We start from the raw sequence: 14962 nt of genomic DNA, 5'->3' as shown, positions 1-14962 counted from the left end.
AGTACAAACTTCATCTTCTGGCACGTATCGCTGTTTTGATACTTAGTGAGAAGCTCTCATTTCCCTAGGATCGGGATGAACTCTCTATAAGGAAATGACCATGCTACCCACCACTGATCAACTGCCGACATTAGGTTTCCTGCACAAAGCCGTATGCGACTGCTTAGGCCTGTGGAACAGTGAAAACGAAGACTTCACCTTCCACGTATCCGCCACCGAAAAAGAACGTCGCGCCGCGTTACGGCAGGCCTTTAAAGCAGTTGAAAAAGACAACGGCACCTTTGGTTCTCTCGATGACCTTGCAGTCGTCACTGCCCAGCTAGCCCCAAAGGATGCGCAGAAGGTTAAGAAGAGCAGAACGATTCAAGCCTATGTGAATTACCTGTCCAAATCAGACTTTGAATCGTTCGATGAATACTTGGAGTTGAGCCAATACATCCAGACTTTAATCGCTGAACGTTACGCACGTTGGAATGTATCCGAATTCGCGATCGACTTTTATGTGTCGGCCTTTGCCCATTACCGAGAGTTTGTCAGGGAATATGCTTGCAACACACACAGCCAAACATCCAGCTACCAGTGGTTTCTCAGCCAAGATTTGATTGAATTGACGAAGGTGCTCGCCCGCGCAACGTCACATGGCAATACTTGGCCGGCAGAGGATCAGGACGAACAGTGGCCGTTAAGGAGCTTCGCCGACCTGGCTTGCAGCATAACCGGTATCTCGCTGCACAAACTTCATCAGTATCACCAGTTTCAGCTAGACGCGCCGCTCGGGGAGCAAGCTTGGAATTGTGATTTCACCTCCCAACTCGTGAACACTCAGTCGAAACAGGTGATCGATCGACTACGCAAGCCTAGCCGTGTGAAATGGGAAATATTTTATCCAACCCTTCAACCGCTGACCTGCCAGCTGCCGGAGGCGATCGATAAGAAAGCATTCGCAGTGCACGCCTTCGCGGCCATGATCGCTCACAACCTCAATATCCATGTGGCAGATTGCGGGACGTTTGAACGTGAGGCGAGGAGCCGCTCCAAAACAGCGCCGGTTGACCTACGTCATGCGATACCGAGTAGCGACTGGCTCGAATTGTTATTCAACCAGTACCCCCTCGACGATGAAGCGTTTGCCCAGCAGGCTTCCCTGCGTTACCAGGCACAGCTTGACGGTATCAGGCGTTTACCGGGCTCACTGAACAGCGCTGCAGAGATTCCAAGCTGCCTGGATCTCGCATATAGGAACGAACACAAGCTGTTTGCGCAAGGCGCCTGGCACATCGCGTCAGGGAGAGTAGCGAACTGGCTTAACGAATGGAAATTCGCCCAGGATGCCATGTATGCCGGTGACGACAAACGAGCGCTCGTGCACTTCGGCGCCGCGCTCGAACAGGCCAAACACAGAGCGGGACCGTTGTTCATCCCTTTTTACATACAGCTATGTGCGTTCAGTAAAGCGCAATATCGCCTGCTTTCAGAACGAAAAGAGGAGGAGCTATTCGAGCGCTTCTACGAAAGCCTGGTTAGCAACGCCGCGCTTTACGCAGGATTGCTAGGCTACACCCCACATTTCGTAAGAGATCCTCAGACGTTGTTACCCCAATGCACCCTGCCACTGAAGTCGAAGTGGATAATTGGTGAAACCGAAGTGTTGGCTAGATTCCTGATAAATCGGCTATCTGCGGGCGAGAACCGATCATAAGGAGCTACATCGTAATCAGCCTGCTCTTTGTGCCATGAGTCATGGGCCGAGTCCTTTCCACGATGGAACGCCCTGGGCAGAAGGGACGCGGACCCGCAGCGCAATCAACAGCGCGGCCAGCAGCATCAGCACAGCCGCTGCGACGAATACGCCTGCGCTGCCACCGAGGCTGAACACTGCACCGCCAGCGGCGGCGCCTGTTGCGATGGCCGATTGCACAGATGCCACCACCATGCCTCCGGCGCTTTCCGCCTGATCAGGTACCGCACTGGCAACCCAGTTCGACCACGCCACCGGCACACCACCAAAGGCCAAGCCCCAGATCGCCAGGAGTATCGCCTGCCCCGGCAACGATGCCGGCAACAGCACCAACGCCAGTGCTGCAACGCCGACCAGGGCGGGCATCAACACCAGTGTGGCCAGCGGGTGGCGCTCCAGCAGTCTTCCGGCCAACAGCGTGCCGACGAAGTTGGCCACACCGAACCCCAGCAACATCAGTGACAGCCCTTGCGAGCCAATACCCGTAGTCCCTTCAAGGAATGGCCGAACATAGGTGAACATCGCGAAGTGCCCGCTGTGCACCAGCACGCAACCGAACATCCCCATGGCGATGCCTGGGCGCTGCAACACCTCTAAAACAGTGCGCAATCTTGCCGGCCGACGCGGCGCGAGGCGCGGCAGAGTGAACGACTGAAAAGCCAGGGTCACCATGCCTACCGCCGCCGCTGCAAAGAACGCGCTGCGCCAGCCATACAGCCCGCCCAGATAGCTGCCCAGCGGCACTGCAACGACCGTCCCGATGGCAATGCCACTGAAAATGATCGATAGCGCCCGGGGCAATAGCGCACTCGGCACCAACCGCATCGCGACCGCCGCCGCCATGCTCCAGAACCCGCCAAGGGCGATACCCAGCAAGATGCGCATCAACAACAGCACCGCGAAGCTGGAGGAAACGGCGACCAACAGATTGGAAGCGACCATCAACGTGGAAAACCCCAGCAACACCCAACGCCGGTCGATGCCACGGGTCAGGCCAGGCACCAACAAGCCGGCGAACAGCGCTACGACGGCTGTCACCGTTACCGCCTGGCCAGCCAGCGCTTCGGACACCCCCAGGTCAGTCGCCATCAGCGTCAACAAACTGGCCGGAAGGTACTCAGCGGTCAGTAACCCGAACACCCCCATTGCCAACGAAAAGACGGCCATCCACGCGGGGGTCGCAGGCTCAACATCCACGTCGGCGCCAGGATGGCGCTCAGGGACGGCATTACATACACAGTCGGTCATCGTACGGATCTCCCAATCTTCATTACGAACCGAAGTCTAGGCGTCGTAATCCGGATGATCTATGATTGAAAATCTCTACTTTTTGACTGAAACACCTGAACGATGCCTATTGACCAGTTTGCTCTCTCCTCGGACCTCATCAACGAGCTATTGCGTGGCATGCGCCTGCGTGGCGTCGAATACCGGCGTATCCAGGCAGGCCCCGCCTTCGGTTTGGGCTTCCCGGAAAAACCTGGGCACGCCTGGTTCCACTTCATCGCCGTCGGCAATGCGGTGCTGCGCATGGAGGATGGCACCACCTACGAGCTGTCTGCCGGCAACGCCGTATTCATCTCCCATGGCGCGGCCCATCAACTGCTTTCACATCCAAGCGCGCCTGTTCTAGACATCGACCGTCTAGACGGCGCCCCGCTCGGTGACACCGTCAGCGCAGTGGATACCGGCGCCGATGCCAGCTCTACGCCGAGCACTATTTTGTTCAGTGGTTGTATGGAGTTTGAACTGGGCAGTATCCATGGCCTTGGCAAGCTGATGCCGGGCCTGATGCTGATTGATGCCGGCGGCCAGCGTTACCCCGGCCTGGTACCGATCCTGGCCACCATGGAGCGTGAGGTCAGCGCCGCCCGTATCGGCTTCGCCGGGATCCTCGCGCGTTTGGCCGACGTGGTGGCTGCCATGGTCGTTCGCGGTTGGGTGGAGTGCGCCTGCGGCAATGCCTCAGGCCTGGTCGCCGCCTTGCGCGATCCACGCTTGGCCGGCGCGCTGCTTGCGCTCCATCAGCAACCGGGCCGCGACTGGACCGTTGCGCAGTTGGCCGAGCACTGCAATACCTCACGCTCGGTCTTCGCGGACCGCTTCCAACTGACGATTGGCATGGCCCCGCTACGCTATGTCACCGAACTGCGAATGCGGCTGGCGAGCCAGTGGCTGACCCTCGAAAGGCTACCGATTGAAGAGGTAGCGCAGCGTTTGGGCTATACATCGCAGGCCGCTTTCAGTCGTGCATTCAAGCGCATCACGGGCAAAACACCTGGATTGAGTCGTAAGGTGAGGCAGCCCGCTGTTACTTGAAACCGAGTCGATGATCCACGCCTCTGACTCATTTACCGCCCGTTACGTCCAGGAATGTACCGGTCACGAACGATGCCTCGGCGCTCGCCAACCATAGAATCGCGCGTGCTACTTCCTCAGGTTGTCCGCCCCGCCCCATGGGGATCGAGTCCTTGACACGATCGACCCGCCCCGGCTCACCGCCGCTGGCATGCATGTCGGTATAAATATGCCCGGGGCGAATACAGTTGACGCGTATGCCTTCCCGAGCCACCTCCTTCGCAAAGCCAATGGTGAACGTCTCCAACGCCCCCTTTGACGCCGCATAGTCGACGTACTCATTGGGGCTGCCAAGGCGCGCGGATGCCGATGAGACATTGATCACCACGCCGCCCGGGCCCTTGTGACGGTAAGCCATGCGCTTTACCGCCTGTTGCGCGCAGAGAATTGGCCCAATGGCATTGACCGCAAAGATGCGCTGCATCCGCTCGAAGCCGAGCTCTTCCAGGCGTGATTGAGGCGCCAGCATCCCGGCGTTATTGACCAGGACGTCAATGCGGCCGAATGTGCGATCGATGGCCGCGAACAAATCGGCCACCTGCTGGGGGTCCGCACTGTCTGCCCGCATCGACAAGGCTTTGCGCCCCAACGCTTCAATATCCGCAACCACCGCCCGCGCTGCGGGCTCGTTGGCAACGTAGCTGATAGCCACGTCATAACCTCTTGCCGCAGCCAGCCGGGCGGTTGCCGCCCCTACTCCCCGACTTCCACCCGTGATTAGAATCAGCGGTACCTGCGAGACGTTGACCATGACATATAGCTCCTGCGTTATTGGCTGTATCAGCCGATGATGAGGATGCCGCTGGCGATCACCAGGCACGCCAGTATCCGACGCGCGCTGAGCGTTTCGCCGAGAAACACATAGCCGATCAACACCGCAAACAGCACGCTGGTTTCGCGCAATGCCGATACCGCGCCCAGGGGCGCTTCGGTCATGGCGTAGATGACCATTCCATACGCAAGCAAAGAGACCAGCCCGCCGACCAAGGCGGTCACTGTTCCGGGCCTCACGCAGAACAAGCTGCGGGTGTCACGCAGGCCGATGTAGACCACTGGCATCAGCACGCCCCACAGGGCGCACATCCACACGGTGTACGCAAGCGGCGCGCCGGAGAGCCTGGCGCCGATGCCGTCGACCACGCTGTAGGCCGCGATAAAGCCGCCCGTACCCAGCGCATAGGGCAGGCTGGGAATCGACAGACTGCGCCCTCTGAAGGCCAACGAAATAATCCCGCCTGACACCAGCGCAATCCCCAGCAATTGGCCGGGCGTGATGCTTTCTCCAGCAAAAACCGCGGCGCCCACGGTAACCAGCACCGGCGACGAACCCCGTGCAATCGGATAGACCTGCCCCAGGTCGCCGACCCGGTAACTGCGCACCAGAAACAGGTTGTAGCCCACATGCAGCAATCCCGAAAGCACCGCGTAGCCCCAGCTCTCAATCGCGGGGGGCACCATGAACACTGCGGCGACGACACAGGTGATGGCAATGGCAATGCACATCACCGTCATGGACCACAAGCGATCGGCACCGCTACGCAGCAGCGCATTCCAGCTGGCATGCAGGAGCGCGGCGAAAAGCACGAGGAAGATGATATGAATAGGCATGCGCCACTCTAGGCAATGCCGCGCCGGGACTAAAGCGAAGTCTCCTCATCGCAGCATGAACGGATGCTCATAATTCACTGGTCCAGCCGTTGGACTTTCAGTGCCTCGCCGACCAACCATTGGCGAAAGCTGGCGATGTGCGGTTGCGATTCAATGCCCTTGGGGCATACGAAGTAGTAAGCCAATGGCGATGGAAGCGGCACATCAAACAACCGCACCAAACGGCCATCGCTGATTTCGTTCTCGACATGCCCACTGCGCACCAATGCAACGCCCTGGCCGAGCAAGGCCGCCTCGACCGTCATGTTGGTATCGCCAAATCGGACGCTCTCCTTGAGCGGCAAATAGGCCAGCCCGACGGCTTGAAACCATACCTCCCACTTAGGCACCAACTCGGCACCGTCCCGCGTCAGCAGCGGGAAATGCAACAGGTCTGCGGGGCTCTGCGGAGTCCCGACGCGCCGCAACAGTTCGGGGCTGGCCACAGGAAAGACCTGCTCCCCAAACAGGAACTCAGAATGCAGACCGGGGTAGTTGCCCTTGCCGAGCCTGATCGCTACATCAGCCTGGCCGTGGGAGAAGTGGATTATTTTATCCGTGGTGTCCAGCGAGACCAGCAGCTCGGGGTACTGACGAGAGAGACGCGGCAAGCGTGGCAGCAGCCATTTGAGCGCGAAGGAATAGGTGGTGCTGACGCTGAGTCGAACCCTGTCTTTTTGCTCGCGCAAATCACCCAGAGTCGCCTCCAGACTGATGAAAAACTCCCGCACGATCGGCGCCAGCGCAGCCCCCGCTGCCGTGAGGCGTAACGTCTTGCTACGCTCAAACAACTGCACGCCCCAAAGCGCCTCTAGATGCTTGAGCTGGTGACTGACCGCGCTTTGAGTGACATGTAGCTCCTGTGCGGCCGACGTAAAGGTCAAGTGCCGGGTGGCTGCTTCAAATGCGCGCAAGGTGGCAGTGGGCGGCAGGTCTTTCATAGGGGCAGAATCCAGCGAGTTATCAGAAAGGCGCATGCATGAACGCTAGCTCATGTTTCACCTAGTGCTCCATGACGTGAACGGAGCCGTGTTATCGCGATGCTCCTGCTGCGGCGCCAAACACAAGGTATTGCGCCCCAAACCCTTGGCGTCATAAAGAGCGGCATCCGCACGGGCAAGCAGGCTGGCCGTGGTGTCATCTTCGTTTGGCACCACGCAGCAAACACCGATGCTGATGCGCAATGAGATGCTTGCCTCGCCAAACCGAGCCGGAGACTCAGCGACCGACTCACGCAACTGGTCCAGGACTGCCACGGCGTTTTCGGGGTTGGTGTGGGGAAGCAGCACCAGAAACTCCTCGCCACCGTAACGCCCGATACTGTCGGACTCACGAATTCGCTGGGTAAGTTGATTGACGCAGTGGCAAATCACCTCATCACCCGCCAGGTGCCCATACACATCATTGATCTGCTTGAAATGGTCGATGTCGACCATCGCCACTGCCAGGTAGGAAGCGTCTCGACGCGCGCGTTCCAGTTCTTTGGAAAACTGCTCGAGGACGGCTCTGCGATTGAGAATGCCGGTCAGCACGTCACGCAACGCCAGGCGCTGGAATAACGACTCACTGCGCTCTTTGGCCAGCAGCACCAGCCCGAGGGAGATCATCATCGCGGTGAACGTGCCGATGCTGACTGAGATGGTTTGCTTAAGGTTACTGACGTCATAGCGCATCTCGGCAGCCCCTCCGCCGATGATGGCGATCACCCGCATGCCCAGGCCGATCAGGCTGATGCTTGATCCGATGATCAACAGCATGCGCGCACGCCCCTGAGCGGGTATGTAGCGACGCGTCCAATAGATGATCAAGGCACACTGCACCATCAACACAAGCGTGGCGGCGAGCATGCGCGGCTCCAGCGTGTCGATCAGACTGACCATCAACACAAGCATCAATGCAGCAGGTGCAAATATCTGCCACCAGCAGACGCGCAACTCAACGATACGAAATACGCTGGCCCCGTAAAAGGCCAGCGCGACCGCCAACAATGTGTTCGCAGCCCCATAGGTCAACCATAACGGGGCGTGGCCGTACAAGGTGTATCCAATGTAGGCCAGGGCATGTGCCAGCAAACCAAAGCCAATGGTCAGCAAGCCGTCACGCTGGTTGAACTGGCCGACCAATATCAGACAAAACGCCATGATCGTCGCCACTAAGGCGACGCAGGCAAATAGCGTGGGGGTATGGGCAATCATGACGTCTCACCAGGCGCTGTCGGGAGCAGCTCTGGTGGAGTTTAGTTGAGTCGGCTGTCAGTTTGTCAGCCACCTGCAGCATTATCTTCGCGCCTGTCCTGACAGCATTCAGATACTCAAGAGCTCGCTGACGGGCAGCCGATTGGTGGTCTTCACCTCTCGCAGGGAGAGGTTGGAGCGAATACTTAAAACGCCAGGGAGCTTTCTCAGCACTTTTTCGACAAAGCGGCTATAGCTGTCCAGGTCCCGGGCAACTACCTCAAGCAAAAAGTCCGCCTCGCCCGTCGTGTTGTGGCAACTCAGGACCTGTGGGGCCGCCAGAATAATCTTTTCAAACGTCGCCGTGGCTTCTTCGCTGTGATCAGTGCAAGAGATCTGAACAAAGGCCTTCAGGCCTAGCCCTAGTTTTTTTCGATTGAGAATGGCTTGGTACCCCTCGATAACACCGCATTCCTCAAGCCGTCTTTGCTTGCGCCAACAGGATGCTTCGCTGAGGGACAGTTGCTCGGCCAGCTTGACATTCGACAGCTTGCCGTCGCGTTGCAAACGTTCAGTTATTGCAATGTCCGCCTTATCGAGCTGCTCGATAATGAAATAACTCCTCATATTAAGGCCAAAAAACGAAGATTAATTTCAGATCTGTTGATCCGTCAATTGCAACTTGAAGGGTAATTTCAAGGCGTTCATTCATAATTGGCAATGCCTGGATCATCACGTTTCGAAGCGAACCGAGGATGACCAGCAGCCGGTTGAGTCGCACCGCCCATCCAAACATAGGTAATTTGAATGAAAGCAGTCGTCTACGAAGCCTTTGCCAAACCGCCGCGCCTGATGAACGTGGCAGATCCTTCTGCGCAACGGCATGGTGTGGTGATTCAAGTGCTTGGCACCGGCGTATGCCGCAGCGACTGGCATGGCTGGAAAGGCCATGACCCCGACATTGAACTGCCGCATGTACCCGGGCACGAGCTCGCGGGCATCGTGGCCGAGGTGGGTAACGATGTCACGCGATGGAAGGTCGGTGACCGCGTGACCGTGCCGTTCGTGGGCGGGTGTGGTGCTTGTGCCGAGTGCAACAGCGGCAATCAACAGGTATGCCACACGCAGTTCCAGCCAGGCTTCACTCACTGGGGCTCTTTTGCCGAATACGTCGGTATCCATCAGGCCGATCTGAACCTGGTCGCGCTGCCTGAAAGCATGGATTTTGCTACCGCTGCAAGCCTGGGTTGTCGCTTTGCCACCTCGTTCCGTGCAGTGGTTGACCAAGGCAAAGTCAGCGCCGGTCAATGGGTCGCGGTTCACGGTTGCGGCGGAGTAGGTCTGTCTGCGGTGATGATCGCCCACGCCATCGGCGCGAACGTGATCGCCATCGATATTTCCCAGGATAAACTCGACCTGGCACGCGCACTCGGCGCTGTCGCCACCCTGAATGCCCAGTGCGTCGCGAACGTCACCGAAGCCGTGCTGGAAATCACCCAGGGCGGTGCCCACGTATCGCTGGACGCATTGGGTCACCCAACCACGTGTTTCAACTCCATCAGCAACCTGCGCCGTCGCGGCAAGCACGTCCAGGTGGGGCTGATGCTGGCTGATCACGCCACGCCGGCAATCCCCATGAGCAAGGTTATCGCGCACGAACTTGAAATCTACGGTAGCCACGGGATGCAAGCGCATCGCTATGGGGCAATGATCGAGATGATCACCTCAGGCAAGCTGGCGCCTGAAAAACTCGTGGGTAAGACCATCAGCCTGGAGCAATCTATCGACGCGTTGACCAATATGGACCGGTTCGAGACGGCTGGGGTAACGGTCATTACCGAGTTTTAATGCCTGTGGCCGTGGCGAGCGGGCTTGCCCCGCGCTGGGCTGCGAAGCGGCCCCAGTAAATCGAATGCGGTCTACCAGATACTCCATAACGGTTGGTTTTGGGGCTGCTTCGCAGCCCAGCGCGGGGCAAGCCCGCTCGCCACAGGGAAATTGTCAGTGTCTGGCAGTTTCAATCGCGGCGTAAAAGCGTATTCGGCGCCACACCGAACGCCTTGCGAAACGCATGGCTGAAATGGGAGAAATCAGAAAACCCGAAGTCCAGTGCCGCCTCGGAGACGCTGCGCACCTGGCCGCGCTCGATCGCTTCACGGCTAGCATTCAGGCGTTCCTTCCAAATCTCTGCAACGGGGGTTTTCTGGTAGCGCGCAAAGGCCCGCGTGACGGTGCGGGTGGACACATTGTGGGCCTGGGCGATGACTTCAATCGACAGGTCCGGCTCGGTCAAGTGCCGTTGAATGTACTGCATGATGCGGCCATAGAGGTCCAGTTCCTGGTGGGTAGCCTTCAGGTCCTGGAGCTCCAGGCTGATTACCAGCAGGTCGAGCAACGCCTCTGAATAACGATTGGAGATGGAATCATCCTGCAACGAAGCCGGGGCACTCGCCGCCTGGCGCAACATTTCGCGCAAAGGGATCACCCCTGGCCTGCGGTCGTCGAGGACCATCGCGGTGTATTCCGTAATGCGCGGCAGGCGTTCGGTCAGCAACGCTCGGGGAATACGGACCAGGTGGTTTTCGGTACCACCGAAGCTGAATCGGAACGCTTGAGTTGCGTCATAAAGAAACAAATTGCCAACTGCCAGGCTGGCTTTTCTTGCGCCCTGTTCAATCTGGCCATGGCCATTTCGCACGAAACCCAACCATAAATCTTCGGCGGGACCGCTGCGCAAATGCCGTTCGGAGCGCTCCCAATAATGCAGTGGCGATGACAGTGAACAGATGTCCAGACCGCCCAGGCTGTTGATCGCCAGCGCGCCATCGAAACTGCTCTGGGACAAGGGTTTGCTATCGGCCGCCAGGCAGTGGCGGCAGACCACTTCTTTCCAGTAATCAAAGCGACGTGGTGCAGCAACGGCAAGGGTTGAATATTGAGTGCTTGGATTCATGGCACTGGCCTCGGTACAGCAATGCAGTAAGCGCTGGAAAAAGTGTAACCGGCGTGTCAGCGCTAGCAATTAACAGGCCAAGCACAATCAGGGTCGCGCTCACGTGTGCATCGCGGCGCCCTGCCCCCTTTGCGTCACCATTAAGAGGCACAGAACCCTGGCTTTGGGGGCTGGTGCACCAACGCCGATCACCGCTGTGGCGCCCCTTGCGGCGTTGTCTTTTCCAACCAAGCGGTTGTCTCGACGAACCAAGCGGCCCCTCGCCGTCACGCCTAATTTTCCCCTCACAGCAGCCCTTCCCCGCTGATGAGGCACGCCATGCATCGAGACTATTCACAACGATTGGCTGATTCCTCCTGGCTTTTGCACAGGCGCGATCTGGCACCCGAAGAGTCGGCTTGTTGGTTGATTGAGTGGGGGTCCATGAAGCTGCTGCACCGACGCCAGACCGCCAAGCGCGGTCAATCAAGCAAGCACTGAAGCCCAACCGTAGGCCTGAACCAAAATAACGAGGAGCTCAAGATGGAATCTGCAATCGACACACATCTCAAATGCCCACGCACTCTATCGCGCCGTGTGCCCGACGAGTATCAACCGCCGTTCCCGATGTGGGTCGCACGCGCCGACGAGCAGTTGGAACAAGTGGTGATGGCCTACCTCGGCGTGCAGTATCGAGGCGAGGCGCAGCGCGCAGCGGCACTCCGGGCCATGCGGCACATCGTCGCCAGTTTCGACCTGGCCGATGGCCCACAGACCCATGATTTGACCCACCACACCGACAGCAGCGGCTTTGATAATTTGATAGTGGTCGGCTACTGGAAGAGCCCGGCGGCCCACTGCCGCTGGTTGCGCTGCGCGCCGGTGAACGATTGGTGGACGTCACAGGACAGGCTCAACGACGGCCTGGGATATTTCCGTGAAATCAGCGCACCGCGTGCTGAGCAGTTCGAAACACTCTACGCCTTCCAGGACAACCTGCCCGGTGTCGGCGCAGTCATGGATACAACCAGCGGCGAAATCGAAGAGCACGGTTACTGGGGTTCGATGCGCGACCGTTTCCCCATCTCGCAAACGGACTGGATGAAGCCAACGAGCGAGCTGCAAGTGATCGCCGGTGATCCTGCCAAAGGCGGACGGGTCGTGGTGCTGGGGCATGACAACCTCACGCTGATTCGTTCCGGCCAGGACTGGGCCGACGCCGAGGCGCACGAGCGCTCACTGTACCTCGACGAGATCCTGCCGACGTTGCAGGACGGCATGGACTTCCTGCGTGACAACGGCCAAGCGCTGGGCTGCTACAGCAACCGGTTCGTGCGCAATATCGACCTGGACGGCAACTTTCTCGACGTCAGCTACAACATCGGTCACTGGCGCTCGGTGGAGAAGCTCGAACGCTGGGCCGAATCCCACCCCACCCACCTGCGTATCTTCGTGACGTTCTTCCGCGTGGCCGCGGGCTTGCAGAAGTTGCGGCTGTACCACGAGGTGTCGGTATCGGACGCCAAAAGCCAGATTTTCGAGTACATCAACTGCCACCCGCACACCGGAATGCTACGCGATGCTGCTGTCGCGCAAGGAGAGCGACCATGAAACTGAGTCGACTCGTACTTGTGCTGGGGATGTTGCCGTTTGCAAAAAGCCAGGCCCTTGAAGTATCGCCGGGGGATTTCGAACCGCTGCCCGCAGGGGCCGATGCCGTGCTGTTTTACTACCAACACGCCGACAGGTCCGATCTTTATCGCAACGGCCATCGAACCTCCGACAACGCCAAGCTCAGCTCCGACGTGGGCATCCTGCGTTATATCCATGCCATAGGGATTTCCGAGAACCTTTCATGGGAACCGCAGATTCTGCTGCCGTTCGGCTATACGAACGCCTCGGGCGATGTCGGCGCGCTGGGCCACACCCATGGCGTGGGTGACCCGATCATCACCGCCCCTCTGAAGTGGACATTACCTACCGCAAACAAAGATGTGTTTGCCATCGCCCCTTACCTCTACATCCCCGTCGGCAGCTACAACAAAAACGATGGCTTGAACCTGGGCGAGAACCGCTGGCGGGCGACGTTACAAGCGGCCTATATCCACCACTTCTCCGCTCAGTGGGCGCTGGACACCGTCGCCGACGTGTCCTGGGTCTCGGCCAATAACGACTTCGGCGCCACCCGCGCAAAACTCGAAGAAAACACGCGCTACGAGTACCAGGCGGCCGTGCGCTACAACTGGACGCCAAGCACCACATTCGCACTCGGCGGGGGTTACGTCAGCGGGGCCGCGACCACCGTGGACGGTGTTGACCAGCACGATGGTGTCTCGACCTCCTACGCCCGCTTCACGGTCACTCATTTCATCGACCCAACCCTGCAGATCCAGGCCCAGCTGGGTAAGGACATCGAGGTTGAGCAAGGCTTCAAGGAAGGCGCGCGCTTGAATCTGCGCGTGTTGAAAGTGTTCTGAGTCCCAATGTCTTTCTCAGCCAAATGAGTGTCCTGCTCAACCATGCGCATACGGCAATAGATGCCTAATTTGGTCGCTATTGCTACCCGGACTGAACTGATAAAAGACAGGAAAATCATGGCCATTATTCGTCCCACACTTGATCAACTGCTAGCCATCGCGGCGCAGTTGAACATGCAGCTGACCCACGAGCAGGCGGCGTCCTACCTGGAGCTGATGCAATCGAGTTTCGATGCGTACGACCTGGTCGACGAGCTGTGTGATTTCGTGCCCCCCATCCGTTACGACCGCAGTGCGGGCTATCGTCCCTCGAACAGGGAGAACCCGCTCAATGCCTGGTATTACCGCACCGAAGTCAATGGCGCCCGCGACGGCCTGCTGGCGGGCAAAACCGTCGCGCTCAAAGACAACGTCTCCTTGGCCGGCGTGCCCATGATGAACGGCGCCGCACCGCTGGAAGGTTTTGTGCCGGGTTTTGATGCCACCGTGGTCACGCGTTTGCTCAATGCCGGCGCAACTATCCTCGGCAAAGCCACGTGCGAGCACTACTGCCTGTCAGGCGGCAGCCACACTTCCGACCCCGCCCCGGTGCACAACCCCTACCGCCACGGTTATGCCGCGGGCGGCTCGTCGTCGGGTAGTGCCGCACTGGTCGCCGCCGGCGAAGTGGACATCGCCGTAGGCGGTGATCAGGGCGGCTCCATACGCATCCCATCGGCGTTCTGCGGGACCTACGGCATGAAGCCGACCCATGGCTTGGTGCCCTACACCGGCATCATGGCGATTGAAGCCACCATCGATCATGTCGGCCCCATCACCGCCAACGTGCGCGACAACGCGCTGATGTTGCAGGCCATGGCCGGTTCGGATGGTCTCGACCCGCGCCAGGCGGCGCCTCAGGTCGATGACTATTGCAGCTACCTGGGACGGGGGGTGAGCGGACTCAGAATCGGTGTGCTGCAGGAGGGATTCGCGCTGGCCAACCAGGATGCCCGTGTGGCGGACAAGGTGCGTGAGGCTATCGCCCGCCTTGAGGCGTTGGGTGCGCATATCGAGCCGGTATCCATTCCCGAACACGACTTGGCCGGGGCGCTGTGGCACCCCATCGGTTGCGAAGGCTTGACCATGCAAATGATGCATGGCAACGGCGCGGGCTTTAACTGGAAAGGCCTGTACGACGTCGGCCTGCTGGACAAACAAGCCGGTTGGCGCGAGCAGGCCGACCAATTGTCCGCATCGCTCAAGCTGTGCATGTTCGTCGGCCAATACGGACTGAACCACTACAACGGGCGCTACTACGCCAAGGCACAAAACCTCGCCCGCTTCGCCCGACAAAGCTATGACAAGGCACTGCAAACCTATGACCTGCTGGTGATGCCAACCACCCCCATCACGGCCCAACCCCACCCGGCCGCAGGCTGTTCGATCAGCGAATACGTGGCGCGGGCACTGGAAATGATCGGCAACACAGCGCCACAAGACATCACCGGGCATCCGGCCATGTCGATCCCTTGCGGCCTGGTAGACGGCCTGCCCGTGGGGTTGATGCTGGTCGCCAAACACTATGCCGAAGGCACGATTTACCAAGCGGCGGCGGCATTTGAGGCCTCGGCGGACTGGCGCACGCTCTGAGTGG

General features: G+C 59.0%; 13 protein-coding genes. 6 read left to right on the top strand and 7 right to left on the bottom strand.

Annotated elements, in window-relative coordinates:
* Positions 1 to 100: 100 nt before the first annotated feature.
* Positions 101 to 1699: a hypothetical protein gene (locus C5F71_RS25890; RefSeq protein ID WP_092236616.1), complete on the top strand. Its 1599-nt coding sequence runs from the start codon at positions 101 to 103 to the stop codon at positions 1697 to 1699.
* A gap of 39 nt (positions 1700 to 1738) precedes the next feature.
* Here C5F71_RS25890 and C5F71_RS25885 read toward each other — a convergent pair whose 3' ends face one another.
* Complete coding sequence (locus tag C5F71_RS25885; RefSeq protein ID WP_104912320.1) at positions 1739 to 2986, bottom strand: MFS transporter; 1248 nt, start codon at positions 2984 to 2986, stop codon at positions 1739 to 1741.
* Positions 2987 to 3088: 102 nt separating this feature from the next.
* Between C5F71_RS25885 and C5F71_RS25880 the strand changes: the two genes are divergently transcribed.
* Positions 3089 to 4057 carry an AraC family transcriptional regulator gene (locus C5F71_RS25880; RefSeq protein WP_104912319.1) on the top strand — a complete coding sequence of 323 codons (969 nt, stop codon included), beginning with the start codon at positions 3089 to 3091 and terminating at the stop codon, positions 4055 to 4057.
* A 28-nt stretch (positions 4058 to 4085) separates the two neighbouring features.
* Here C5F71_RS25880 and C5F71_RS25875 read toward each other — a convergent pair whose 3' ends face one another.
* From C5F71_RS25875 to C5F71_RS25855, 5 genes are all read right to left on the bottom strand, one after another.
* Positions 4086 to 4847, bottom strand: coding sequence for an SDR family oxidoreductase (locus C5F71_RS25875; RefSeq protein WP_104912318.1), 762 nt, complete (start codon positions 4845 to 4847; stop codon positions 4086 to 4088).
* Positions 4848 to 4876: 29 nt separating this feature from the next.
* The gene (locus C5F71_RS25870; protein ID WP_104912317.1) at positions 4877 to 5704 is read right to left on the bottom strand and encodes a DMT family transporter; all 828 of its coding nucleotides are present in this window, start codon (positions 5702 to 5704) and stop codon (positions 4877 to 4879) included.
* 74 nt (positions 5705 to 5778) lie between these two features.
* Positions 5779 to 6684, bottom strand: coding sequence for a transcriptional regulator GcvA (gene gcvA / locus C5F71_RS25865; RefSeq protein ID WP_104912316.1), 906 nt, complete (start codon positions 6682 to 6684; stop codon positions 5779 to 5781).
* 57 nt (positions 6685 to 6741) lie between these two features.
* Positions 6742 to 7938, bottom strand: a complete 1197-nt coding sequence (locus tag C5F71_RS25860) for a GGDEF domain-containing protein (RefSeq protein WP_104912315.1) — start codon at positions 7936 to 7938, stop codon at positions 6742 to 6744.
* Positions 7939 to 8046: 108 nt separating this feature from the next.
* Complete coding sequence (locus C5F71_RS25855; RefSeq protein ID WP_070994912.1) at positions 8047 to 8529, bottom strand: Lrp/AsnC family transcriptional regulator; 483 nt, start codon at positions 8527 to 8529, stop codon at positions 8047 to 8049.
* Between the two features lie 195 nt (positions 8530 to 8724).
* Here C5F71_RS25855 and C5F71_RS25850 point away from each other — a divergent pair, with 195 nt between their 5' ends.
* Positions 8725 to 9765 carry a zinc-dependent alcohol dehydrogenase family protein gene (locus C5F71_RS25850; protein ID WP_104912314.1) on the top strand — a complete coding sequence of 347 codons (1041 nt, stop codon included), beginning with the start codon at positions 8725 to 8727 and terminating at the stop codon, positions 9763 to 9765.
* Between the two features lie 169 nt (positions 9766 to 9934).
* On the opposite strand, the gene C5F71_RS25845 is transcribed toward C5F71_RS25850, so the two are convergent.
* A complete protein-coding gene (locus C5F71_RS25845) occupies positions 9935 to 10870 on the bottom strand; it encodes a helix-turn-helix domain-containing protein (protein ID WP_104912313.1) in 936 nt (311 codons plus the stop codon).
* 522 nt (positions 10871 to 11392) lie between these two features.
* On the opposite strand from C5F71_RS25845, the gene C5F71_RS25835 reads away from it, so the two are divergent.
* The 3 genes from C5F71_RS25835 (at position 11393) to C5F71_RS25825 (ending at position 14958) form a co-directional block, all read left to right on the top strand.
* Complete coding sequence (locus C5F71_RS25835) at positions 11393 to 12460, top strand: phenylacetaldoxime dehydratase family protein (RefSeq protein WP_104912311.1); 1068 nt, start codon at positions 11393 to 11395, stop codon at positions 12458 to 12460.
* Positions 12457 to 13326, top strand: coding sequence for a transporter (locus C5F71_RS25830; protein ID WP_104912310.1), 870 nt, complete (start codon positions 12457 to 12459; stop codon positions 13324 to 13326). The genes C5F71_RS25835 and C5F71_RS25830 overlap by 4 nt, the downstream gene beginning before the upstream one ends.
* A 117-nt stretch (positions 13327 to 13443) precedes the next feature.
* Positions 13444 to 14958: an amidase gene (locus tag C5F71_RS25825; protein ID WP_070994917.1), complete on the top strand. Its 1515-nt coding sequence runs from the start codon at positions 13444 to 13446 to the stop codon at positions 14956 to 14958.
* Positions 14959 to 14962 lie beyond the last annotated feature (4 nt).

This window comes from Pseudomonas sp. LG1D9 (genome assembly GCF_002949995.1).
Classification (GTDB): Bacteria; Pseudomonadota; Gammaproteobacteria; order Pseudomonadales; family Pseudomonadaceae; genus Aquipseudomonas; species Aquipseudomonas proteolytica.
The sequence above is the reverse complement of the archived record's forward strand: the minus strand, read 5'-3'. Positions and strand labels throughout refer to the sequence as shown.

Bases quoted from the DNA above. Each gene is read 5' to 3' on its own strand.
- C5F71_RS25890 (WP_092236616.1), top strand. From the start codon at position 101: ATGCTACCCACCACTGATCAACTGCCGACATTAGGTTTCCTGCACAAA.
- C5F71_RS25885 (WP_104912320.1), bottom strand. From the start codon at position 2,986: ATGACCGACTGTGTATGTAATGCCGTCCCTGAGCGCCATCCTGGCGCC.
- C5F71_RS25880 (WP_104912319.1), top strand. From the start codon at position 3,089: ATGCCTATTGACCAGTTTGCTCTCTCCTCGGACCTCATCAACGAGCTA.
- C5F71_RS25875 (WP_104912318.1), bottom strand. From the start codon at position 4,847: ATGGTCAACGTCTCGCAGGTACCGCTGATTCTAATCACGGGTGGAAGT.
- C5F71_RS25870 (WP_104912317.1), bottom strand. From the start codon at position 5,704: ATGCCTATTCATATCATCTTCCTCGTGCTTTTCGCCGCGCTCCTGCAT.
- gcvA (WP_104912316.1), bottom strand. From the start codon at position 6,684: ATGAAAGACCTGCCGCCCACTGCCACCTTGCGCGCATTTGAAGCAGCC.
- C5F71_RS25860 (WP_104912315.1), bottom strand. From the start codon at position 7,938: ATGATTGCCCATACCCCCACGCTATTTGCCTGCGTCGCCTTAGTGGCG.
- C5F71_RS25850 (WP_104912314.1), top strand. From the start codon at position 8,725: ATGAAAGCAGTCGTCTACGAAGCCTTTGCCAAACCGCCGCGCCTGATG.
- C5F71_RS25845 (WP_104912313.1), bottom strand. From the start codon at position 10,870: ATGAATCCAAGCACTCAATATTCAACCCTTGCCGTTGCTGCACCACGT.
- C5F71_RS25835 (WP_104912311.1), top strand. From the start codon at position 11,393: ATGGAATCTGCAATCGACACACATCTCAAATGCCCACGCACTCTATCG.
- C5F71_RS25830 (WP_104912310.1), top strand. From the start codon at position 12,457: ATGAAACTGAGTCGACTCGTACTTGTGCTGGGGATGTTGCCGTTTGCA.
- C5F71_RS25825 (WP_070994917.1), top strand. From the start codon at position 13,444: ATGGCCATTATTCGTCCCACACTTGATCAACTGCTAGCCATCGCGGCG.